The 23,784-nt window shown below is 43.1% G+C and carries 22 protein-coding genes; 12 read left to right on the forward strand and 10 right to left on the reverse strand.

Annotation, left to right across the window (positions count from 1 at the left end):
- Window positions 1-296: 296 nt before the first annotated feature.
- From ACVW0P_RS13395 to ACVW0P_RS13405, 3 genes are read right to left on the reverse strand one after another with little or no spacing between them, the layout of a single operon-like run.
- Complete coding sequence (locus ACVW0P_RS13395) at window positions 297-3,476, reverse strand: efflux RND transporter permease subunit (protein WP_457132557.1); 3,180 nt, start codon at window positions 3,474-3,476, stop codon at window positions 297-299.
- A 60-nt stretch (window positions 3,477-3,536) separates the two neighbouring features.
- Window positions 3,537-4,667: an efflux RND transporter periplasmic adaptor subunit gene (locus ACVW0P_RS13400; RefSeq protein ID WP_457132558.1), complete on the reverse strand. Its 1,131-nt coding sequence runs from the start codon at window positions 4,665-4,667 to the stop codon at window positions 3,537-3,539.
- Window positions 4,668-4,727: 60 nt separating this feature from the next.
- Window positions 4,728-6,113 (reverse strand): TolC family protein, encoded by a 1,386-nt coding sequence (locus tag ACVW0P_RS13405; RefSeq protein WP_457132559.1) that lies wholly within the window; start codon window positions 6,111-6,113, stop codon window positions 4,728-4,730.
- A 342-nt stretch (window positions 6,114-6,455) separates the two neighbouring features.
- Here ACVW0P_RS13405 and spt point away from each other — a divergent pair, with 342 nt between their 5' ends.
- The 11 genes from spt to ACVW0P_RS13460 all read left to right on the forward strand — a co-directional run bounded on the left by spt (window position 6,456) and on the right by ACVW0P_RS13460 (window position 18,194).
- Window positions 6,456-7,667 carry a serine palmitoyltransferase gene (spt, locus tag ACVW0P_RS13410; RefSeq protein WP_457132560.1) on the forward strand — a complete coding sequence of 404 codons (1,212 nt, stop codon included), beginning with the start codon at window positions 6,456-6,458 and terminating at the stop codon, window positions 7,665-7,667.
- A gap of 65 nt (window positions 7,668-7,732) precedes the next feature.
- Window positions 7,733-8,851, forward strand: a complete 1,119-nt coding sequence (locus ACVW0P_RS13415) for a GNAT family N-acetyltransferase (RefSeq protein WP_354430731.1) — start codon at window positions 7,733-7,735, stop codon at window positions 8,849-8,851.
- A gap of 233 nt (window positions 8,852-9,084) precedes the next feature.
- Window positions 9,085-10,407, forward strand: a complete 1,323-nt coding sequence (locus ACVW0P_RS13420; RefSeq protein WP_457132561.1) for an inositol-3-phosphate synthase — start codon at window positions 9,085-9,087, stop codon at window positions 10,405-10,407.
- A 276-nt stretch (window positions 10,408-10,683) separates the two neighbouring features.
- A complete protein-coding gene (locus ACVW0P_RS13425; protein WP_457132562.1) occupies window positions 10,684-11,061 on the forward strand; it encodes a GtrA family protein in 378 nt (125 codons plus the stop codon).
- A gap of 14 nt (window positions 11,062-11,075) precedes the next feature.
- Complete coding sequence (locus tag ACVW0P_RS13430) at window positions 11,076-13,625, forward strand: DUF5686 family protein (protein ID WP_457132563.1); 2,550 nt, start codon at window positions 11,076-11,078, stop codon at window positions 13,623-13,625.
- Between the two features lie 42 nt (window positions 13,626-13,667).
- The gene (locus ACVW0P_RS13435) at window positions 13,668-14,384 is read left to right on the forward strand and encodes a CDP-alcohol phosphatidyltransferase family protein (RefSeq protein ID WP_354430738.1); all 717 of its coding nucleotides are present in this window, start codon (window positions 13,668-13,670) and stop codon (window positions 14,382-14,384) included.
- Window positions 14,385-14,427: 43 nt separating this feature from the next.
- A complete protein-coding gene (locus ACVW0P_RS13440; RefSeq protein ID WP_457132564.1) occupies window positions 14,428-14,979 on the forward strand; it encodes a DUF4833 domain-containing protein in 552 nt (183 codons plus the stop codon).
- Between the two features lie 5 nt (window positions 14,980-14,984).
- The gene (locus tag ACVW0P_RS13445; RefSeq protein WP_457132565.1) at window positions 14,985-15,611 is read left to right on the forward strand and encodes a sterol desaturase family protein; all 627 of its coding nucleotides are present in this window, start codon (window positions 14,985-14,987) and stop codon (window positions 15,609-15,611) included.
- The gene (locus ACVW0P_RS13450; RefSeq protein WP_457132566.1) at window positions 15,604-16,542 is read left to right on the forward strand and encodes a phosphatase PAP2 family protein; all 939 of its coding nucleotides are present in this window, start codon (window positions 15,604-15,606) and stop codon (window positions 16,540-16,542) included. Before ACVW0P_RS13445 ends, ACVW0P_RS13450 begins: the two co-directional genes overlap by 8 nt.
- 227 nt (window positions 16,543-16,769) lie before the next feature.
- Complete coding sequence (locus ACVW0P_RS13455) at window positions 16,770-17,537, forward strand: hypothetical protein (protein ID WP_457132567.1); 768 nt, start codon at window positions 16,770-16,772, stop codon at window positions 17,535-17,537.
- A gap of 84 nt (window positions 17,538-17,621) precedes the next feature.
- Window positions 17,622-18,194 (forward strand): CAP domain-containing protein, encoded by a 573-nt coding sequence (locus ACVW0P_RS13460; protein ID WP_457132568.1) that lies wholly within the window; start codon window positions 17,622-17,624, stop codon window positions 18,192-18,194.
- Here the strand turns inward: ACVW0P_RS13460 and ACVW0P_RS13465 are convergent, their stop codons facing one another.
- From ACVW0P_RS13465 to ACVW0P_RS13475, 3 genes are all read right to left on the reverse strand, one after another.
- Window positions 18,195-18,437, reverse strand: a complete 243-nt coding sequence (locus tag ACVW0P_RS13465) for a DUF1456 family protein (RefSeq protein ID WP_457132569.1) — start codon at window positions 18,435-18,437, stop codon at window positions 18,195-18,197. It lies immediately after the preceding gene.
- 20 nt (window positions 18,438-18,457) lie between these two features.
- On the reverse strand, window positions 18,458-19,144 hold the full coding sequence (locus tag ACVW0P_RS13470) for a pseudouridine synthase (protein ID WP_457132570.1): 687 nt from the start codon (window positions 19,142-19,144) through the stop codon (window positions 18,458-18,460).
- Between the two features lie 223 nt (window positions 19,145-19,367).
- Window positions 19,368-20,219 carry an MBL fold metallo-hydrolase gene (locus ACVW0P_RS13475; protein WP_457132571.1) on the reverse strand — a complete coding sequence of 284 codons (852 nt, stop codon included), beginning with the start codon at window positions 20,217-20,219 and terminating at the stop codon, window positions 19,368-19,370.
- A gap of 137 nt (window positions 20,220-20,356) precedes the next feature.
- On the opposite strand from ACVW0P_RS13475, the gene ACVW0P_RS13480 reads away from it, so the two are divergent.
- Complete coding sequence (locus ACVW0P_RS13480) at window positions 20,357-21,499, forward strand: putative sensor domain DACNV-containing protein (RefSeq protein ID WP_457132572.1); 1,143 nt, start codon at window positions 20,357-20,359, stop codon at window positions 21,497-21,499.
- On the opposite strand, the gene ACVW0P_RS13485 is transcribed toward ACVW0P_RS13480, so the two are convergent.
- From ACVW0P_RS13485 to ACVW0P_RS13500, 4 genes are all read right to left on the reverse strand, one after another.
- Window positions 21,496-21,849 carry a hypothetical protein gene (locus tag ACVW0P_RS13485; protein ID WP_457132573.1) on the reverse strand — a complete coding sequence of 118 codons (354 nt, stop codon included), beginning with the start codon at window positions 21,847-21,849 and terminating at the stop codon, window positions 21,496-21,498. The two genes, ACVW0P_RS13480 and ACVW0P_RS13485, sit on opposite strands and share 4 nt — an antisense overlap.
- The gene (locus tag ACVW0P_RS13490; RefSeq protein ID WP_457132574.1) at window positions 21,836-22,135 is read right to left on the reverse strand and encodes a GNAT family N-acetyltransferase; all 300 of its coding nucleotides are present in this window, start codon (window positions 22,133-22,135) and stop codon (window positions 21,836-21,838) included. The genes ACVW0P_RS13485 and ACVW0P_RS13490 overlap by 14 nt, the downstream gene beginning before the upstream one ends.
- A 61-nt stretch (window positions 22,136-22,196) precedes the next feature.
- Window positions 22,197-22,820 carry an alpha/beta hydrolase gene (locus tag ACVW0P_RS13495; RefSeq protein ID WP_457132575.1) on the reverse strand — a complete coding sequence of 208 codons (624 nt, stop codon included), beginning with the start codon at window positions 22,818-22,820 and terminating at the stop codon, window positions 22,197-22,199.
- Between the two features lie 3 nt (window positions 22,821-22,823).
- Window positions 22,824-23,759, reverse strand: coding sequence for a ring-cleaving dioxygenase (locus ACVW0P_RS13500; RefSeq protein WP_457132576.1), 936 nt, complete (start codon window positions 23,757-23,759; stop codon window positions 22,824-22,826).
- Window positions 23,760-23,784 lie beyond the last annotated feature (25 nt).

Raw genomic sequence — 23,784 nt, forward strand, 5'->3', positions numbered from 1 at the left:
CATAAAATTTGGTATGACAAAACAAGGGACGGCTTACGTGCTGATAGTCAACGAGATTTTTGCGTATTATTTGTCCTAAAAAAGCTGTATTAAATTTACGTTTTCGACATTTGTTAATAACATCATGACATATTAGCAGATTATAGAATGGTATTATTGGCAATAATTAATAGGACAATTGACAATATTACATCTATTTATCACCCTAAATTTCATCCGTTTTTCATGCCATTTTTATCTGTGCGATAAAATTTAATAAAAAAAGCCCCCGTTGGTTAAACGAGGGCTTTGTGAAATCATGATTGCGGGTCCGTCTCCGCGTCGGGTTTATAATCCTTCTCCATTTCGGCGAGTTTAGCGTCGCCATAAGAGAATTTAGTGATGATGTAATATAAAACCGGTACTATAAATATGGCAAGCGATGTTGCCATAAGCATACCGCCAAACACGGTCCAGCCAATGGTTTTGCGGGATTCGGCACCTGCGCCTGATGCGAACAGTAACGGTAGCACCCCCAATATAAACGCCAACGACGTCATAATGATCGGCCTTAAACGAAGCCTTACAGCTTCAAGGGTTGCTTTCTCGAGGTTCATGCCCCTATCCACACGTTCCTTCGCAAACTCTACGATCAGGATGGCGTTCTTAGCCGCCAAACCTATCAGCGTTATTAAACCAATTTGCGCGTAAACGTTATTGGTTAAACTTGGTTTAAACCATAAGAACAGGATAGCGCCAAATGCACCCAGTGGCACCGCCAGCAATACCGAAAATGGTACCGACCAGCTCTCGTAAAGTGCAGCAAGGAACAGGAACACAAAGCCTATAGAAAGGGCAAATATGTAAATGGTTTTTGACCCCGATAACAATTCTTCGCGGCTTAAGCCAGAAAACTCGTACCCATAACCCTGCGGCAATGTTTCGGCAGCAACTTCTTTTAAGGCTGTAATGGCGTCGCCACTACTAAAGCCCGGTTTGGTACTACCATTTATCTCAGCAGAACGGAACAGGTTATAGTGTGAAATTAGTGGCGCGTTCTCAATAACCTTATAACTGGTTAAAGTACTTAAAGGCACCATAGCACCTGCCTCGTTACGTACAAAGTACTGGCCTATATTGGCAATATTGGTACGGTAATTTGTATCGGCCTGTGCCACTACCCTAAAGTTACGGCCGTAAACGGTAAAGTCGTTCACGTAAGCACTACCCATGTAAGTTTGCAGGGTGGCGTTCACATCCGAGATCTTGACGCCCAATTTTTTGGCTTTCTCCCTGTCTATGGTTAACTGATAAGCCGGTGTATGCGCTCCAAAGAAAGTAAATGCTTTTGCAATTTCGGGGCGTTTATTAACAGCGGCTACAAAGGTGTTCAGTACCTTTTCAAAGTTCTTGATATCGCCACCTGCTTCTTTTTCCTGTAATATGAACGAGAACCCGCCTGTGTTACCTAAGCCCGGGATGGCCGGCGGAGATATAACAACCACGCTGGCCTCCTTAAATTTGGCCAGTTTTTTTTGTATCAAAGCAATAACACCATTTAGTTTGTCTTCATCTTTTGTACGTTCTTCCCACGGTTTAAGCTGCACAAATATGGTTGCACTGTTACTTTTGGTAGCAAAGTTAACCGCGTTCAATCCACCTAATGCCGCGTAATGGTTAATAGCCTTTACGGTTTTAAGCGTATCCATCATTTCGTGCAACACCGCTACAGTACGCTCGGTTGATGAACCCTCAGGTAAATCATAAGTAACATAGATACGGCCCTCATCCTCTAAAGGTAAAAAGCCCGATGGTTTGCTTCTGAATAACAGGACTGTCCCTATGACAATACAAACCAATATAATTACAACGAATTTAGAGTTTTTGATCCCCTTGTCTACCGTGTTACGGTAACGGCCGGTAACCCTGTCGAACCACTGGTTAAATTTGTAGAAGAACTTATTTAAGCCGGTTGATTTTTCATCAATTTTATGCGGACGTAATAGTATGGTACACAATGCTGGTGTAAGTGATAATGCCACAAAAGCCGAGATCAGTACCGATATGGCGATGGTTATCGCGAACTGCTGGTATAAACGGCCAACAATACCCGGCACAAAACCTACCGGTACAAACACCGCCGCAAGGATCAATGCGATAGCGATAACCGGTGCCGAAATATCTTTCATGGCATGGTGCGTTGCATCTTTGGGCGACATGCCCTCTTCGTCCATATAATGCTGTACGGCCTCAACAACCACAATTGCATCATCTACCACAATACCAATTGCCAGTACAAACCCGAATAAGGTAAGCGTGTTAATGGTGAACCCTAATGGAACGAAAAAGATGAAGGTACCCACAATAGATACCGGGATAGCCAGTACCGGGATAAGTGTTGTACGCCAGTTTTGCAGGAACAAGAATACCACCACAATTACCAGCAGCAATGCAATCCCCAAAGTTTCGATAACCTCACGCAATGATACCTTTACCACAGTAACCGACTCGAACGGAACTACGAAATCGATATCTGCCGGGAACGATTTTTTAAGCTCGTTCATAGTAGCGGTTATATTATCGGCAGTTTGGATAGCGTTACTGCCCGGTGCCTGGTATATTAACAGGTATGATGCCCTTTTACCATCAACAAACGAGTTACCCGCGTAATTAAACTTACCCAGCTCTACACGTGCAATATCTTTTAAATGTACTACAGCGCCAGTTTGTGGTATAGTTTTAACCACCACATTCTCAAATTCCGATTTATTAGTTAAACGGCCTTTTACCAATACCGAATACTCAAAGGTTTGCCCCTTCATTTGCGGTGTAGCACCTACCGTACCTGCAGCTACCTGGGCATTTTGCTCGGCCAAGGCAGCCGTAACATCTGCCGATGTCATATTAAGGGCAGCCAACTTATCCGGCTTAAGCCAGATACGCATACTAAAGTCATCGGCACGCGTAAACACGTCACCCACGCCTTTGGTACGCAATAGCGCATCCTTAATAAATACGTTGGTATAGTTGTCTGTAAACGTAACATCGTGCGATCCTTTTGGCGAGTACATGGCCACCAGCATCAAAATACTTGGGTTACGCTTACGTACTATCATACCCAAACGCTGTACTTCTTGCGGCAGGGTTGGCAGGGCTATACCTACACGGTTCTGCACATCAAGCGCGGCATTATTAATATCTGTACCAACTTCAAAGTTAACGGTCATGCTCATGGCGCCGTTACCTGTACTGTTACTTTGCAGGTAGGTCATACCGGGGGTACCGTTTACCTGTACCTCTACGGGGGTGGCAACGGTTTGCTCAACCGTTAAGGCATCGGCACCGGTATAGGTACCAGTTACCTGTACGGTAGGCGGTGTAATTTCGGGGTATTGCCCTATGGGGAGGCTCGACATGGCCAGCAACCCAACGATCAGTATAACCAGTGAAATTACTATAGCGGTTACCGGGCGTTTTATGAAAGTATCTGCGATCATTATATATGTCTTTTGCTTAAAATATTGGGGGCGGGCCCCATTTTAAAATTATCCCTTAAACTATTTTGCAGGGGCAGCACCCGGCGCTGCAGCCGGAGGGCCAAGCGTTATTTTACCACCATCGCGCAGGCGTTGAAAACCTTCGGTGATGATCTTCTCGCCCGGTTTAACACCTTCCATAATAACTACGTTGCTTTGTATGCGGGGGCCTAATTTTACCTTAACCTGCTTAGCAATGGTATCCTGAGATACAAACACGAAAAACTCGCCCATTTGCTCGGTAATGGCTTTGTAGGGCACCTGTACACGGTCGCCCGAGTCATCATTCAATACCTGTAATACGCAGCTCATGCCGTCTTTTAGCTGGTCATCAGCATTAGGGAACTGCACCCTTACTTTAATTGTACCTGTATGGTCGCTCACGCCACGGTCAATAGCGAATACCTTGCCCGGTTTGTTAAAGGTTTGGCCATCGGCAGTCTGTAGTAAAAAGGTGGTGTCTGTACTTGCTTTCTGTAGTTTGTAAAAGCGGTTAATATCTTGTTCGTTTATTACCACATCTACACCAATTGGGTTACCTGTTGATATGGTGTTTAACAAGGTAGTACCCGGCGATACCTGGGCGCCTAACTTAACCTGTGAAATACCTATACGGCCCGTGAACGGCGCCCGGATGGTCGCGTAAGATAGATCGGTAGCTGCCGATGCTACCCCGGCCTGTGCCACAGCAACCTGGCTGCGGCTGGTTTCAAAAGAAGCGGTAGCCTGGTCAACCGTTTGGCGGGCCACGGCGTCTGCCTTTAGCAGCATGTTGTAACGGTCGATATCTTTTTGTGCTTTGCTTAAGTTTGCTTTGGCGCTAAGCAAGTTTGCTTTGGCCTGATCATAGGCAGCTACATATTTACGGCGGTCAATTTCGTACAAAGGGGCGCCTTTAGTTACCACGTCACCTTCTTTAAAAAAGATGCCGGTGATAAAACCACCAACCTGGCTGCGCAGTTCAACAGAGTTAAGCGCGGTTACAGTGCCCTGGTATTTATCGTAATAAAGGGCGTCAGATTTTTTGGCCTCTACTACATTTACAGGTGTAGGCGGCAAAGCGGCGGCGGCATCCTTTGGTTTTTTGTCACCGCATGACGATATGGTTATTAATGCGATGGCGGCGATGCAATAGGTATATCTATTTTTCATTATGAGTGTGTGTCGAGTGATGTTCGTGGTTATCTTATTAATTCAATAGGATTTGATATATTATTGTACAGTTTCAGGTTGTAACGTACCCAGCGACCTCTGCAGATCTATCTTGCTGGATAACAACTGGAACAACGCGTTATAATAGTTAAGCTCCGCGGTACGCAGGTCGGATTGCGATACAATTACATCCAGGTAAGTTTTGATACCCTCCCGGTATTGCAGGTCAACAACCTTATATACATCCTTTGCCAAAGTGACGTTCTCGTTCAGGATTATCCAATTGTTGTAGTTGCTTTTATAATCTGCCAGCGCCTGTGCATATTCGGTATTAATAGTGTTACGGCTGTTGATCAGGTCAAGGTCGCTGCGCTCTACCTGTAAACGCGCTTTGGCAAGGTTTTGCAAACGTTTACCACCCGTAAAAATCGGGAAAGTTAACGACAGGCCCGCAAATGATGTTGGGTACCCGTTGTTATACAGCTTAGAAAAACTATCGTTAAAATAAGCCAGGCTGTAACCGCCAGTTGCGGACAACGATGGCAAGAAACCCCATTTATAATAAGAAATATTTAAGCTTAACAAGTTCTTTTGGGTTTGCAATAGGCGGTATTCTACACGGTTGGTGTAATTTAACATTTGGTTCGTATCAATAACCGCCTCCGATGTTAAATGCGCCGAATCGTAAGTAAGCGCTAATCCTTTTTCAGGGTTGAAACCCATTATTTGTTTAAGCAAAGCGGTTTTGCTTTTTATAGCTTCCGACGTTTGCTTTTGCGATGCAAGCGAATTGTTTAGCGCGATAGTGGCTTGTTTGTAGTCCGTTTTATCAACCACACCCGCCTGGTAGCGCGAGTACGCATCTTTTAAACTACGGCGGAGCCTTACAATATCTTCCTTTATAATATCCAGCTGGCGTTGCGATAACAATACATCGTAAAATGCTTTGCTTACGTCAGATACTACGTCTATTTTACTGCTTTCGGTATTTTGTTTGTAATACTGCCTCGAGTATTTAGATGCGCGTGATGCCTGCAACACATCATTATTATATATAACCTGGCTGGCATTAACACCTAAGGTGGATACATTATGTGCTATGGCTAAGTTTTGCTGGCTTGTCCCGGTACCCGTACCTGTACCAGTGCCTGTACTACCAGTTGCTGTACCCGCTGCAACCTGAGCCGGCCTTTGAAAATAATGCTGGTACTGGTTGCTGCTGTTTATTTGCGGTAACCATGCCGATAATGCTATTTTTATATCACGTTCGTTAATTTGTTCATCGATATTAGCCTGCTTTAATTGTGGCTGGTTGCGCAGGGCAAATTCAATACTTTGTTTTAAGTTTACTACAGCTGTAGTGGTATCGGCCGGGGCCTGGGCAAATAACACTACCGGCGAAAAAAGTAGTATATTGTAAATGAATAGGTATCGTAGCTTTTTCATAAATGAGTAGATGCAACAAAAACGAAAATAAAAGAGAAAGGTTTCTCGTTATTTTCTGTGTAACTAATAGGAATGCCGAATATCTTATTTATCTAACCTAAATAAAAATCGACAACAGGATTATTACGTAATTAGGATATTTGAATGATAATTGATGCTATTTTCAATAAATTTCAAACAATTACAAAATAATGATAGCAATTAAATAAAAATTTTAATTAATTTGCCTGTTGGAAGTATATTAACATACTATTAAGGTAGTGTGTAAAAAATTTACATTCTCCATGCAAGTTGTAAGCTTATTCATGGTATTTTTACGAAAAATTTAAGAAGCGTTTATAAATGGTTAAAAAGTTACACGAGAAAATTGCCCAGTTCCAAGATGCAAATTTGATCAGGGCACAGGGACTGTATCCTTTTTTCAGGCCTATAGAGTCTGCCCAGGATACTGAAGTAATTATCGATAATAAAAGAGTCTTAATGTTTGGCTCTAATTCTTATTTGGGGCTAACTAACCATCCCCTTATAAAAGAAGCTTCAAAACAGGCTATTGACAAATACGGAACAGGCTGCGCAGGTTCCCGGTTTTTAAATGGCACACTGGATATTCACATTGAGTTAGAGAAAAGGCTTGCCCAGTATGTTGGGAAAGAGGCTACCGTATTATTTAGTACAGGTTACCAGGTAAACCTTGGCGTACTGTCATGCATCACCGGCCGTAACGATTATTTGATATTAGACGAATATGACCATGCCTGCATCATAGATGGCAGCCGTTTGTCTTTTTCTAAAGTTATTAAATATGCCCATAATGATATGGATGACCTGGCCCGCAAGCTGAGTATCCTGCCCGAAGAAGCTGTGAAGGTGATTGCGGTAGATGGTATATTTAGCATGGAGGGTGATATTGTTAAATTACCACAGATAGTTAAGCTTGCCGAAAAATTTGGTGCTAACATTATGGTAGATGACGCCCATAGCCTGGGTGTAATTGGCCATAATGGTGCCGGTACAGCATCTCACTTTAACGTTACCGATGATGTGGACCTTATTATGGGCACATTCAGCAAGTCTTTAGCATCGTTAGGTGGTTTTATTGCTGCCGATGCCGACACTATCGATTACATTAAACATCGTGCACGTTCTTTAATGTTTAGCGCAAGTATGCCTCCGGGCTCTGTAGCGAGTGTTATTGCTGCTTTAAATATCATTGAATCTGAACCTGAAAGGATGCAGAAACTTTGGGATAATACAAATTATGCCATGAAGCTTTTACTGGACGAAGGTTTTGACCTTGGCCCTACCGAAAGCCCGATATTACCTATCTACGTACGTGATAACTTTAAAACTTTCGCGGTTACCAAGCACTTGCAAAATGCAGGCGTATTTGTAAACCCTGTGGTATCGCCGGCTGTACCGTCAGACTCATCTTTATTGAGGTTCTCATTAATGGCAACCCACACGTTTGAGCAAATTGACGAAGCTGTTGAAAAACTGGTGCAAGCATTTAAGGTTGTAGGCGTAAACAACGATGCTGTTAAAGAAAATATATAACTCTTTAAAATATATGTAACTGCACCGTGCATGCACGGTGCAGTTATTAATCCCAACCATCATAAATGAAAAGAATTGTACCGGTGCAGTCAAAAAAAGACCTCGCTTCTTTTATTGATTTCCCGCATGACCTGTATAAGAACGACCCGCTTTACGTACCGGAACTGTTTATTGCCCAAAAGGACCTGTTAACCACACACCCGTTTCACAAGCACTCGTCATTACAAACCTTTTTGGCTTACGATGGCGATAAAATAGTAGGCCGCATAGCAGCCATATATAATACAAACCATAATAGCTTTAACAAAGTGAACGATGGTTTTTTTGGTTTTTTTGATTGTGTAAACGACCAGGAAACCGCCAACCTTCTGTTTGATACCGCTACCAAATGGGTTAAAGAAAAAGGCGCTCAAAATATCATTGGGCCGGTTAATCCGTCTACCAACGAAACATGCGGTTTATTGGTAAAAGGGTTTGATAAATCGCCGGTGGTGATGATGACCTACAATCCGGAATATTATATAACCCTGTTAGAAACTGCCGGTTTTAAAAAACAAACGGACCTGCTGGCCTGGTACTGGGATGGCGAGAACTACAATGATAAATCTTTAAAAATGCTGGATATGCTGCAGGAGCGTTTAAAACGCAACAGCAATGTGGCTATCCGCAAAATAAACCTTAAAAACTTTAAGCAAGAGGCCGATGCCCTGCGCGATGTGTATAATAAGGCCTGGGATAAAAACCTTGGCTTTTTCCCGATGACCAACGAGGAATTTGATTATACCGCTAAAGACCTTAAAATGATACTTGACCCCGATTTTGCCTTCGTGGCAGAGCAGGATGGTAAAATTGTAGGTTTTGGTGTAGCCATACCGGATATTAACCAGATCCTGAAAACGATTAAAAAAGGCCGCTTGCTGCCTACAGGTATCTTCAAATTATTATTAAATAAAAAGAAGGTAACCGGAATCCGTATCATGCTTTTAGGCGTAATTGATGGGTACCGTAAACTGGGCATCGAGGCATCGTTATACGGCAGCATTATTAAAGAATACAGGCGCAAAGGCTTAAAATATGCCGAAGCATCTTGGACGCTTGAAAACAATGACATGGTAAACCGTGCCATTGAAGCCATTGGCGGCGAGCAGTACAAAACGTACAGGATATACGAAAAGGCCATATAGTTGGCCAATCTTCATTTGCCTGTAATCTTTATACATTTATAAATTTTCAACCAAAAATTTATATTCTTTTGCCACACAATTACGGCTCCCCTATTGGCTTTAATTGTAATACTACGATAGTAACCGTGAGCGATCACTACTATATAAAAGCAACAATAAACTAAATAACCTATCACAAGTCTTATAAACTGCTTGTGACGGGTGGCATTATCCTTTAAAAACAACAGTAAGTAATGAAAATTAACATTAAACCTGCAGAAGGTAAATTAGGTATTTTAATTCCTGGTTTAGGCGCAGTAGCTACTACACTAATTGCCGGTGTTGAAGCTGTAAAAAAAGGCATTTCACAGCCTATAGGCTCTTTAACCCAAATGGGTAGCATCCGCTTAGGCAAACGTACCGAAGAACGCCATCCAAAAATTAAAGATTTTGTACCATTGGCTAACCTTAACGACATCGTTTTTGGTGGCTGGGATCTGTACGAAGATAATGTTTACCAGTCAGCTGTGAACGCTAAAGTACTTGAGCGCGACTTGTTAGACTCAGTTAGAGAAGGTTTAGAATCAATTAAACCAATGAAGGCTGCTTTTGATAAAAATTACGCTAAAAACCTTGATGGTACTTACGTTAAAACCGGTACCCGTCACGAACTTGCACAGCAGGTTATGGAAGACATCAAAAACTTCCAGAAAGACAACGGATTAGACCGCGTTGTATTAGTTTGGTGTGGTTCTACCGAGGTTTACTTCGAAGGTTCTGAGATCCACCAAACACTTGCCGCATTTGAGCAGGCTTTGTTAGATGATGACAAACGTATCGCGCCAAGCATGATATACGCTTACGCGGCATTAAAACTTGGTGTACCATTTGCTAACGGTGCCCCTAACCTAACGGTTGATATCCCTGCCATGATAGAACTGGCTAAGATCACCAAAACACCAATTGCAGGTAAAGATTTTAAAACCGGCCAAACTTTAATGAAAACTGTATTGGCACCAGGCCTTGCAGCACGGTCGTTAGGTGTACACGGTTGGTTCTCTACCAACATTTTGGGTAACCGCGATGGTTTGGTATTAGATGACCCGGATAACTTTAAAACTAAGGAAGTATCTAAATTAGGTGTGTTAGAAGATATTCTTCGCCCCGAGGATAACCCGGAACTTTATGGCGAGATCTTCCACAAGATCCGTATCAACTACTACCCGCCTCATGGCGATAACAAAGAGAGCTGGGATAACATCGACATTTTTGGCTGGTTAGGCTACAAAATGCAGATCAAGATCAACTTCCTTTGCCGCGACTCTATCTTGGCGGCACCTATCGCTTTAGATTTAGCTTTATTTTGCGATATGGCTAAACGTGCTAACATGAGCGGCATCCAGGAGTGGTTATCATTCTACCTTAAATCGCCGCAAACTGCGCCGGGTTTACATGCCGAGAATGACATCTTCAAACAATTGATCAAACTGGAAAATACGTTACGTTACTTAATGGGCGAAGACCTGATCACACATCTGGGCCTTGACTATTACGACGATATGTTCGCCGGTCAGTAATTTATAACAAAACACCTTAAAACTGGTTATTGCCTTAACGGGCGGTAACCAGTTTTTTATTTTAAAGGTTTTTAGGTTTAATTTAACGATATTCGCAACAAAACACAAACCTCCCCCCGAGGGTATTTTTGTTTAAGTTAAACTAATTACAGTATTTTTTACGTAGATAGTAACAAAGTGATAACAACACCGTCTACTACGTTGATACCGGGAATTGGGTTAATTAATAACCTCACGGCAAGGTTAAAACGTTTAGCCGGATTATTTAAAACATGAATGGCAACATTTGTTAAGGCGCAGGCCTCTTCTTTTATAGCATCATTAATTGACTTTCTGACTACGATAGTATGTAAGGAGGTTTTTTTGATTTGGTACGTTACGGCCAGCTTTATAGGAACAATAGGCGGCGGCGTTGCCAATTTCGCATTGGGGCGTAGCTGGGTTTTTAAAAAAAAGAAGAAAGAAAAAGCCATACCGCTGCAGGCGTTTAAATACCTGTTGGTTTGGTGTGGTAATTTAGCATTAAATACATTGGGCGTATTTTTAGTTACGCACTATATAAAATTAGATTATAAGATCTCAAAGATCGTTGTATCATTTACTGTAGGGATAACATACAATTATTTCCTCCAAAAGAAGTTTGTATTTGCATAATAGAATAACTTTTAATGAATTTCAAATACCCCTTTAAATACACATTTCTTGTATTTTTTTTACTATCAGGTTTCGCAGCGATAGCCCAAACTACTATTGTGACCGGTAAAGTTACCGATGGCGGCAACCGCGATGGTCTCCCATTTGTATCTGTAGGTTTTGTTGGCAGTAATATTGGTACCGTTACCGATAATACAGGCCATTACAGGCTGAGGGCAACAGGCACTTATAACCGCATTAAGGTAAGCTACATTGGCTTTAAAGATGCTACCTACAACGTTGCCCCGGGTATAGAGCAGGTGGTAAATATCCGGATGATACCTACCTCTACCTCCCTTAACGAGGTTAACATCCAATCGAAAAAGAAACCCAAATACGATAACGTAAACCCTGCAGTAGCGCTGATACGTAAGGTTATTGAAAACAAAGAAAAGAATCGGCCTGAGGCCTATAATTATGTAGAGTACAAAGAGTACGACAAGATGCTGTTCTCGCTTAGTAACTTATCTGATAAGGTTAAAGAGAAAAGACTTTTCCGCAAGTACAAGTTCGTGTTCGAAAATAAGGATAGCACAAGTTACCCGGGTAAAACCATATTGCCTATTTATCTGAAAGAGCGTTTATCGCAGGTGTATTACCGCAAGGCGCCCGAGGCTACCCGTAACGTGATACTGGGCGAAAAATCAGTTGATTTCGGGCCGGGATTTGACACGGAAGGTATAGGCCAATATTTTAAACACCTTTACGAAAAGGTGGATATTTACGATAACAGTAGTTTACTATTGGGCCGTGAGTTTTTAAGCCCGATTGCCAACACCGCGCCTAACTTTTACAAATACTTTATTACCGATACAATAACGCTGGAAAGCGGTAAAAAGCTGGTGCAATTAAGCTTTACCCCGCGCAACACCAACGATATTTTATTTGAAGGCGAGATCTATATCACCCTTGATGGTAATTACGCCGTACAAAGGGCCGGCTTAACCATCAACAAAAACATCAACGTAAACTTTGTGCGCACCATGCACGTTGACCAGGATTTTGAGTTGAGCGCAGATGGCCGTTACCACTTAAGCAAAAGCAACACATTTGCCGATTTTGGTATTACAGCCAAGCGCAAGAGTGGGTTATTTGGTACGCGAACGCTCACTATCAAAAATTTCGAGATCAATAAATCGCACCAGGACACTTTGTACAAGGCAAGGGCTGAACTGGAGGATGAAGACCTACGCAACCGCCCCGAAAGTTTCTGGACGGAGAACCGCCTGGATACCCTTACCACTGCCGAATCTAAAGTTTACAAGAACATCGACAGCCTGGTGCATATGCCATCGTTTAGGCGTACGGCAGATATTGTCAATTTACTGTTTGCCGGCTTTAAAAACTTTGGCAAGTTTGAAATTGGCCCTGCAAGTACCTTCTATAGCTTTAACCCGGTGGAGGGTTTCAGGCTGCGCGTTGGTGGCCGTACAACTGCCGATTTTAGCAAACGCGTATTTTTTGAAAGTTACGGCGCCTACGGTTTTAAGGATAAGAAATGGAAGTACTTATTTGCCGGTGCCTACTCGTTAAACGGAAAAAGCATTTACAGGTTCCCGCAGCATTATATCCGCGGTAGTTTTCAGCGCGATACAAAGATACCGGGCCAGGAGCTTCAATTTATACAGGAAGATAACTTTCTGCTCTCCTTTAAGCGTGGCCGAAACGATAAATACTACTACAACGACATTTACAAAATTGATTATCAAAGTGAGTACGAAAATCACTTCTCGTACCACGTCGGCTTAAAAAAACTGATGGAAACCCCGGCGGGCAGCTTATCCCCGTTCATTAATACACAAGGCACAAATACCTTTAACACCTTAACCACCTCAGAGGTTACCATTGGGGTACGGTACGCGCCGCACGAGCAGTTTTACCAGGGTAAATTATTCCGCGCGCCAATCATCAACCAGTACCCAAAGCTATCGCTTGATTACACCAAGGGCTTAAAGAACGTGCTTGGTGGCGAGTATGGCTACGATAAAATTGCCTTTAGGGGCGATAAACGCTTTTATTTGGCGCCGTTCGGATTTTCGGATGTGGTGGTTGAAGGTTCAAAAACCTTCGGACAGATCCCTTACCCGTTACTAAACATCCACCGGGCCAACCAAACATTTTCCTACGTGATAGATTCATATAACTTGATGAACTTTTTAGAGTTTGTGAGCGATAAATCGGCAAGTATAATTATCGATCATCACTTTGGCGGCTACTTCTTCAACAAAATACCCTTGTTTAAAAAGCTAAAATGGCGCGAAACAATATCAGGTAAAGCATTGTGGGGCGGTTTAAGTGCCGAAAACACACCATCTTTGCACCCCAACTTATACCAGTTCCCGGTTGATGAAAATGGCAACCCTATTACTTATGGTTTAGGCAAAACGCCTTATATTGAAGGAAGCGTGGGCATCGAAAATATTTTTAAATTTATACGTGTAGACTACGTTAAGAGATTTACTTACCTGGACCACCCCGATATTGCGAAGTGGGGTATCCGTGTAAAAATCAAATTTGACTTTTAATCAATATTTAGTAATTTTCATTTACATACATTTGCCACCGAAATGGAATCACAGACATCAGTACGCACAAGCCTTCAACTGGGGATATACAAAGTTATCGACCCATTTGTTAAGCTCCTGATCAAGATAGGTTTAACGCCTAATGCGGTTACTTCTATCGGGTTTGTTTTAAATGTTGGCGTGGCTGCAATATTTATTATTGGTGCCGAGGATGGCAACCGCGGCGATCTAAGTTACGTAGGTTGGGCCGGTGCCCTTATCCTGTTTGCCGGCCTATTTGATATGCTTGACGGGCAGGTAGCCCGTTTGGGTAACATGAAATCGGTTTTTGGCGCTTTGTACGATTCTGTTTTAGACCGCTACAGCGAACTGATCATGTTTTTGGGTATCTGTTACTATCTTGTTGCACACCACTACTTCTTAAGCTCTATTTTCGCGTTTATAGCCCTTATCGGCTCCATGATGGTTAGCTATGTGCGTGCCCGTGCCGAAGGCTTGGGTGTTGACGCTAAAGGCGGCCTGATGCAGCGCCCCGAGCGTGTGGTTACAATAGGTTTATTCGCTATTTTTTGCGGCGTTGCCTCATCATACCTGCCCGCCGATTACAAATTATATATCCCCGGTATAAAATGGCACGTTTTTGAAACCATGACAATCTTCACCTTCCCTATCGCTGTGCTTGCGGTTTTAACAAATTTAACAGCCTTTAAAAGGTTGGTTAATGCAAAAAAAGCATTGGACGAGAAAGAGAATGAATAAAAGCCTGTTAAAATTTTGTACTATACTTTTTGTGGTTTTTGCAATGGCTTTATTTAATGCCGCTGCTAAGCACGGTACAATACAGCAAACAGATACTGCAAAGACGCGCACCGATGATAAAGGCCTTGCGTATCCTACCCCACCGGCAAACCCTAACCGTTTATTTTATCTGCAACGGTCGCCAAATATTAACGCGCTTTCTTACGATATCAATATTGATAAGGCAACCGGCAAACCCGATGAAGATTCGCCCCTGCACATCTATTGGTTAAGGTATGCCGAAGGGCACGGAGAAACATCCGAGTTAACTTATATACAGCGTAAATTTGCTTACGGCGTAACCTCGACCAACCTGGGGAACGATAAATATGATATCAGATTAATGTCATACAAAAAATTTCCGCTTACTTTAATGAAGGCAGCCGACGGAAAATATCATATCTTCGCATTTGTGTCCAAAAAGCAGATTCAGCTTCAAAATATATTTATTAAAATAGAAGGTGGTTCTATGTGGTCGCCAAATGTTATTTTTGTAGAAATGAATGGTAAGGATCCGGTTAACGGCAAACAAATTACCGAACGTTTTAAACCCTGATTACTATGGCAAAGAATTTCGTATCAAACTCGCAGGAGAGTGTGAGGATGTTTAAAAGCAGTTTTTTAGAAAGCTTATCAAAAGTGCACTACTTTGTGCCTCTTATAATTTTTGTACCCGTTATTTTTGTAAGCACTTATTTTGCTTATGATAAAGGCATTGGCGTTGGTAACTACATTTGGCTGTTTATAGCCGGCCTTTTCATCTGGACGCTTACCGAATACATTATGCACCGCTTTGTGTTTCATTTTGTGCCAAAACAACAATGGGCGCTGCGTTTGCACTTTATTTTCCACGGTGTACATCACGATTATCCGAGCGATGCGAAACGTTTGGTGATGCCACCATCGGCAAGTATCCCGTTGGCTACAGCATTTTACTTTTTGTTTAATGCGTTATTACCGGCCAACTATATTTTCGGTTTTTTCCCGGGCTTTATTTTAGGCTACCTGGTTTATGATATATCGCATTATGCTATACATCACTTTAACTTTAAAGGGAGCTTTTGGAAAGCCATTAAACAACACCACATGCTGCACCATTACCAGGACCCTACCAAAGGTTACGGTGTAAGTTCACCACTGTGGGACAAGATTTTCAATTCAGATTTCATTAAAAAGCAGAATGGCTAACGCTGTTGGCAATGATATACAGGTAAATGCAAAAACTATAAGTATTGTTACCGGTGTATCAATTGCGTACCTCATCCTATCGTACCTTTTAGTCGGTTTTAAAACCGATCAGCTTATTCTGCTTGGCCTATTTAACTCATTGTTTTATGCATCGGTAGTTACGCGCAAGTTTATTTTGGGCTTCACCATTTTTATTGTGTACTGGGTTATCTTCGATTATATGAAGGCGTTCCCCAACTATAATTATAATGATGTAGCTGTAGGCGGCTTGTATCGTGCCGAAAAAGACTTGTTTGGTATAGCCTACCACGGCACCGTTCTTACCCCTAACGAGTATTTACGCCTGCAAGGCACCAATGTTTTAGATACCATGGCAGGCCTGTTTTATCTGTGCTGGATCCCGGTACCGCTTGCCTTTGCAGCTTACCTGTTTTTTAAGAATAAACGCCAGTTTTTATATTTTTCGTTAACTTTTGTGTTGGTGAATATGCTGGGTTTTGTAGTTTACTACATATATCCTGCTGCACCACCCTGGTATATCCAATTTCACGGCTTTAACTTCCATCCGTTAACACAGGGCAATACGGCCGGTTTGGCAAGGTTTGATAAGCTTTACAATGTAAACCTCTTTAAATCTATTTACGCCAAAGGGTCAAATGTGTTTGCTGCTATGCCATCTTTGCATTCTTCATATCCGGTTATTGTGCTTTATTACGGTATTAAGAACCGCCTGGGGCTTATCAATTGGTTTTTTGGCGTAGTTATGATCGGTATTTGGTTTACAGCCGTATATGCCAGTCACCACTATGTGCTTGATGTTTTAGCGGGCATAACCTGCGCCTCGTTAGGTATCTTGATCTTTAACCTGGTGCGGTCCAGATCGGCCCGGCTTAACGCCTTCCTGGATAGGTATGAACGTGTGATACAATAATTGTATCAATATGCCAATACTGTACACTTTTATATACTGCCATATTTAACTGTTAATAAATTTATTAATGTGGACATCTATTTATCGGGCATATAAGTGGCTATAAATCAATCTTATTGTAATATTATAGTAGTTTATTGTACCTTGCACGCCCCGCAGCAAAGCAGCGGTAATAAAGGGCATACATTTTGAACAGCGTATCATGTCTCCCAATTGAGATGAAGCAGATGAAAAAACTTTTTATACTTTTCACATTTATTTTAGCCGCTACAACATTTGCCGCGCGTGCCGATGACGTTGATAAAGACAGCATCGACAGCCTGAAACAAAAACTACAGCTTACCACCAACGATACGCTTAAAGGTGTTATCTATACCCAAATAGCTTCAGAATACTTAAAGTTTGACAGGCAGCCAAACCGCAACCTAAAAGCTTATTACCAAACAGAGGCTATTCACTACACTTTACTTGCCCTGCATAACTACAGCTACTACGAAGATACCACCGGCATCCGCGGAAGCTTTGATGACCTTGCGCATGTGTATGTTGCCCAACGCAAATTCAGCGAGGCCAAATGGTTCACGTTGCAATCGAATAAGATCTCGCGTCAAATTAAAGACATCCCAAATATCATCAACTCCCTGGTAAAATTATCAGCCATTAAAATGGAGCTGAAAGAATATAAAATGGCTTTGCGAGATTTGAATGAGGCTTTAAAATGGTCGTCAGGTAACAATATGCCTAAATTAGAGGCCGTGGTACAACAGAATTACGCCTACCTCTACAACCGCCTAAAGGATTACGAAAAAGGCGACGCCGCCGAAAAACGCGCTACCGAATTAGGGGCGCAAGCACAACTTGACGATGAAAAACCAGTTAGTATCAGTTTTGATAATACTATTGCAAAACCTGTTGTAGTTAAAAAGAAAAAGGTATTAGTTTCCACAAAAAAAAACGCAAAGTCAGTTGCTGTAGGTAAGTTGGCATCGTTGTAGTCTCCCCCCAACCTTCATAAATAATTATTGCATTGGTTATATAAATTTAAACCATAACCCGTCAATCGTGTCATAACTATCGATATGATGAAATACATTTTTGGCGCGATAATCTCCGTTTCTATACTCACATTTAGCTCATTCACGTTTATAGGCGATAGCGGCAATAACACTTCTTTTAAACAGGAGTTTTTAGACCTGATAAACAAAACGCGAGGTAAGGGCTGCAAGTGTGGCAGCACATATTATCCCCCTGCCCCACCCTTGGTATGGAATGATGACCTGGAAGAAGCAGCTAATGGGCATGCGAAGGACATGGCCAAACAAAATTATTTTAGCCACGAAAGCAAGGATGGCCGAACCATGAATACCCGCATTGTTACCGCCGGTTATTCATTTAAAGGATGGAAAAGTTTTGCAATTGGCGAGAATATTGCCTTTGGACAAACCAGCATCCCCGAAGTAATGGCAGGATGGTTTAAAAGCGAAGGCCACTGTAAAAACCTGATGAACCCGGGCTTTAAAGAAGTTGGCGTAGCCGAATATAATAAATATTGGGTACAGGATTTTGGCGGCCGCGAAGCGTTTAGCGAGGAACAGCAAAAATTGATTAAAAGCGGCAAGTACCGTTTGATACAAAAGGGGCCCGGATATTAATTATTCGGGCTTTTCTGCTTTTTCTACTTTTGGGCCGCGCAAGTGTAGCACCAATCCATTCAAGAAATTACGCAGTAACTGATCTTTACATGGTTGAAAGTTTGGATGGTCTTCGCTCCGGAAGATGGCGCTCAACTCCGTTTTAGTGGTGCGAAAATTAGCCAGTTTTAGTATCTCGACGATCTGGTCATCGCGAAGCTGAAGTGCCACGCGAAGCTTTTTCATGATATCGTTATTGCTCATGCTGCAAATATAAGTTATTGTTAGTTATCCATCCAACCCATCAACTGCATAACCCGCGTAAACTCGTCTTGCAATTTCGCCTTTATAATTACCTCTTGCCCCGTAACCGGATGCATAAAGCTTAACTGCGAGGCATGCAGCAGCATGGTTTCCATCTCCCAGGTTTCTTTAAAAAATTTGTTCTGCTTATTGCAGCCGTGTGTGCGGTCGCCAATAATTGGGTGGAATATGTGGGCGAAATGCTTGCGGAGTTGATGCATCCTTCCCGTCTCCGGCGATGCTTCTATCAGCGAATATCTTGCGGTAGGATGGCTGCCAAAAGGCACATCCAGTTCTGCCCTTTGCAGGGTAACGTATTTTGTTAACGCTTCCTGCAAGGTTCCATTCTCTTTGCGTAGTGGGTAATCTATCTCTTCGGCATCGGGCGTGTAGCCACGTAGCACGGCCAGGTATTTCTTTTTTACCCGGTTCTCCATAAAGGCCTGCTGCATGGCTATCTCGGTAGGCTTATCAAAAGCGAATAGCAATACCCCTCCTGTTTTCCTGTCTATGCGGTGCGCCGGGTTAACCTTTTTGCCTATCTGATCGCGCAGCATCTGCAACGCAAATTCTTCGGCATCGGCAGCGATGGATGAACGGTGCACCAGCAAACCATGCGGCTTATTAATGGCAATTAAGTTATCGTCCTGATATAGTATTTCAAGCATAAATCAGAGTTAAAAATGGAGGTGTCTCAGGGTGTCCCATTGTGTCTCACAGTGGGACACCCGCTTAAAAAATATAAGTAATTTATATACATATAGTTATGAATATAAATTAAAGTTTAAAATGAAGCACTTTTTATTTTATTTAAAACGCAAATATTTGATTACCAGCATTTTACAATTTACAAATACATCTTGTCATAAAAAGTGGGACAGTACAATGCATCTATCCAATCGCAAACTGAAATTGCCCGGTAATTTGGTTAAGCACATTGCTCTCGCCCGGTGTCCTCGGTAGCGGGTCTATCACAAAAACGGGGCTTTCCTCGTTTCGCGAAGCAACACATACATGCGTATTGCCGGCATATTCGGTAAACATTTTAAGTGCAAGATCGGGGCAATTGTTATCCTTTGATAAATGCGCCAGCAAAACGTGGCTCATGTAATCAGGTTTATGTTCGATGAACATATCCAGTGCCTGCTTATTGGATAGGTGCCCCTTCCCGCCGCGGATACGGCGTTTCAAAAAGAACGGATACCTGCCCTGCTCCATCATTTCCTCGTCGTAGTTAGCTTCCAGGAAAATAGCGTGGCATTGCGCTAAATGGCGGATCAGGTGTTCGCAGGGAGCGCCGATATCGGTAAATACCCCTATGCGGGTATCGCCGTTGCTGATCATGAAACTGTGCGGTTCCACAGCATCATGGTGTTTGGGGAAAGGCATTACCTCAAGGCTGCCTATCCTCACCGACTCATACGACCGTAAACTAATGCAAAGCTCGCGCGGTACATCGCCACAATGGTTAACGGTGCCATCGGTAACATAAACCGGCAGGCGGTATTTCTTAGCCAGTACGGCAAGGCCCTTTATATGGTCAGAATGCTCGTGTGAAATAAAGATGGCTTTCACCTTTTGCATAGATAGCCCAAGGCGCAGCATCCGCTTTTCGGTTTCGCGGCAGGATATGCCGGCATCAACCAACACCGCTTCGCGCTCGTTACCAACGTAATAGCAATTACCGTTACTCCCCGAATTCAATGACGCTATAAACACCGGCATAATTACAAAGTAAACCATTTTAGCCAAATACTAAAAGCTTTAGCGCAGTTAATTTTCAACAGAATAATGTTTCGTTAAACAAATTTAACTTACATAACATTAACACTAATGCCCGCGGATATTAACTATTATTGTATTGAAAAACGTTTGTACTGATGCTATCTGAACCCACCTACCTCCCGGCCCGTATAGTTGCACCCGAAATTGAGGCGCATTTTAAAAAGCACCAGTTGGCAGCACAAAGTATCCCCGGTAGTAATGTAGCCACTGCACCTGATGAACATATTGTTGAAGTGGTGATAGATACCGCGTTTTGGGCAAGCATGAGGCGCGAGGAAGGGCGTTCTCCTAATATTTCGCTGGCATTGTTGCAACCTTCACAATCCGACAAACCCTTGATCTTTGGAGAAAAGCTAAGATTAACCACACAAAATCTGATCAAGCTGGCACCCGCGGTTGAGCAGCCCGGCATTCACCTGGGTGTTTGGCCGGATGGCGACGACCTGTTTATCTGGGGAACCACCCACAGCGTGCCTGCTATCTGCTTTGTGTTAGAAGTGATAGAACCGGGTCTGTTGGTGATAAAACACCGACGGGTTGATGGCTTTGGCAAGTTTGTTAACGTGGCCGTTTTGCAAGGCGACCAAATAAAAGTATTAGACGAAGCCACCATGGGTGTAGCCGATTGCCCGCAGTTGCTTAAATCGCTTGCTAACATGCCGTTGCCGTCCTATATGGGCGAGTCATTTAATGTATTGGTACAATTGGCGGCGTCTATGCGCCAGCATAAACGCGGTGGCTTGGTGCTGATGGTTCCCGCAGGCACAAGCAAATGGAAGGAATCTATCGTACAACCTGTAAAATACCCCGTGATACCCGCCTATGGTTCAATAGAAGAACTGATGGCGCTAACCGAACAAGAACGCAAAAAACTGGAATGGCAGGAATCATTACTGGAAGCTATTGACCTGATAGGCGGGTTTACCGCTGTGGATGGCGCAACCATTATTACCGATAACTACGACCTGCTGGCGTTTGGCGCTAAAGCCGCGCGCTCTGAAAGCAGCATACCGGTGGGACAAATTATCATGACGGAACCCGTTGCAGATGGTAAGGCAGTTAGGATGCACCCTGCCCAAAGTGGTGGCAGCCGCCATTTAGCAGCCGCCCAATTTGTAAGCGACCAGCACGACGCGGTGGCTTTGGTAGCCTCGCAGGATGGGCAGTTTACAGTATTTGCATGGTCGGTAGAATTGAACATGGTGCATGCCCACCGGATAGACGTATTGTTACTTTAGAAGATAATAAAAAGCGAACTCCGCTCTTTTTGTTCCAGGTTGCTGCTGCGGTGGCCTTTGCCGGTGGTATCTTCCATCAACAGTACCTCGCCCTGTTGAAAGTCACGCTTTTCGCCGGTTGATGTTTCTATCTGGACACCGCCATCCAACAAAACCACGTATTGCTTTTGGGGCGCGTTGTGCAGATCATTATATCCCGCAGGCACTTTCCTAAACTGCACCTGCTTCACCGCTATATTGTCTGACAAATGCCCTATCGGCCCTTTATCTGTTAACGGATATTCGATCTCATCAAAACTGCTTTCGCCATTCGCGTCGGAATATACGCGTGTTACTTTAAACGTTTCCATGCAGGGCTAAAATTCTTTCCCATTCGGGATGGCGTTTTAAAAAGTACTGCACGTAGGCACACATTGGCACAAGCTTTAAACCTTTCTCTTCAATATATTTAAAAACCTTTTCTACCATGGCACCTGCAATACCGCGGCCTTCCAATTCGGCAGGCACTTCGGTATGCACCAGGTAGATCTTGCCATCCTTTAACCTGTAATCGATAAACGAACGTTGGCTGTCTACCACAAATTCAAAGTTGTGTATGGCTTCATTATTAACAAGTTCTATCCCGTCGTAATTCATTTTCTTACTTTTTTAAACTGGCGCGATGTCCATAGCGCCAGTAAATAATCGATCAATTTCTTCATTTGAAAATAAGCTGATTTGCCAATGCAATTTCGTCAAAACTTATGGTATGCTGGCGCCCTTTGTATATTTTTAAAGTCACGTTTGCATTCATGCCTTTTACCAATGCTACGCTCTCCTGTACTCTGCTTACCGGCACATGCGGGTCGGGGTCTCCGGTGGTAATCAGTATAGGTGTACCTGCAAAATCGCCTTTGTAATTGGCAATGTTCAGCTCCTCGCCTATCAGCCCACCTGTAAAAGCTGCCGCGCCGCCGTATTGTTTGGCGTTACGGGTAATATATTCCAACGTTAAACACGCCCCTTGCGAAAACCCTGCGAAGTAAATTTTATCCGCGGTAAAGCCATCGGCCATCGCCTGTGCTACCACTTCATCAATCACCGCTAAAGCGGAACTTAATGCCGGTTCATTATCTTCAACAGGTGCTAAAAAGCTGTAAGGGTACCAACTGTTATTCGTGGCCTGCGGTGCGTAAATAGCTATATCCTGCGCGCTAAACTCGGCGGCAAGCCGCATAATATCTGGTGCAGAAGCGCCCCTGCCATGTAACATGATGAGGGCAGCTTTCGCATTGGCGACTGCTGCGCCGCCAATGCTTATTTGTTTGCTGTGTGCGTACATTACTTAGTCTAATTTTGGTAACGTTTTTTCTAAATGGCTGCGTAAACGTTCGTGTTGCTCAGGCAATTTCAGGTTTTGGCCTAACTCTTCAATCGCTTCGTCGGCGCTAAAGCCGGGGTTATCCGTAGCAATCTCAAACAATACGCCGCCCGGTTCGCGGAAGTATAAGGAGTAGAAGTAGTTTCGGTCTATCTTATCGGTAATGTTTAACCCTAACGCGGCAATTTTATCGCGGTATTGCATCAACACTTCCTCGTTTTTAACCCTAAAGGCCACGTGGTGAACAGAGCCACCTGCGACATGCCCGGCAATTTCGCCCTGCACTTCTACCAGGTCTACTATATTAGCACCATCCACCGCATCGGTTACAAAACGGTAGCGGTTTACGTGCTGCTCCAGTAATTTATAGCCAAACACATTGGTCAGAATATCGGCGGTTGGCTGCATTTTGTTGGTAGTGACAGTCACATTGTGGAAACCTTTAGTAGCGTTATCCGCCTTTATGTCGTCTGTTTCCCATGGCAAACGGGTGTCTAATGACTTTGAGGCTATCAACTCCAGTTTTAAACCATCAGGGTCTAAAAAGGTAAGGTATTGCTCTCCAAATTTTTCAGCTACCTTGTTGTAGGTTACATTGTGTTTTTCGAAACGTTTCAACCAAAAGTCAAAGCTTCCTTGCGGCACAGAGTAACCAATTTCAGTTGCCTGCCTTGCACCTCTCCTGCCTGTTTGTACACCTTCCCATGGGAAGAAAGTTAGGATTGTGCCGGGCGTACCCTGCTTGTCGCCGTAGTATAAGTGGTAAGTTTCGGGATCGTCAAAGTTCACGGTTTTTTTAACCATGCGCTGGCCCAATACTTTTGTGTAAAAATCGTGATTGCGTTTGGCATTGCTTGCAATTGCTGTAATGTGGTGGATGCCGTTTATTGTATTTTCCATGATTGTGTGTGTTTTTTATATTTGA

It is taken from the genome of Mucilaginibacter sp. UYNi724 (assembly GCF_054057495.1).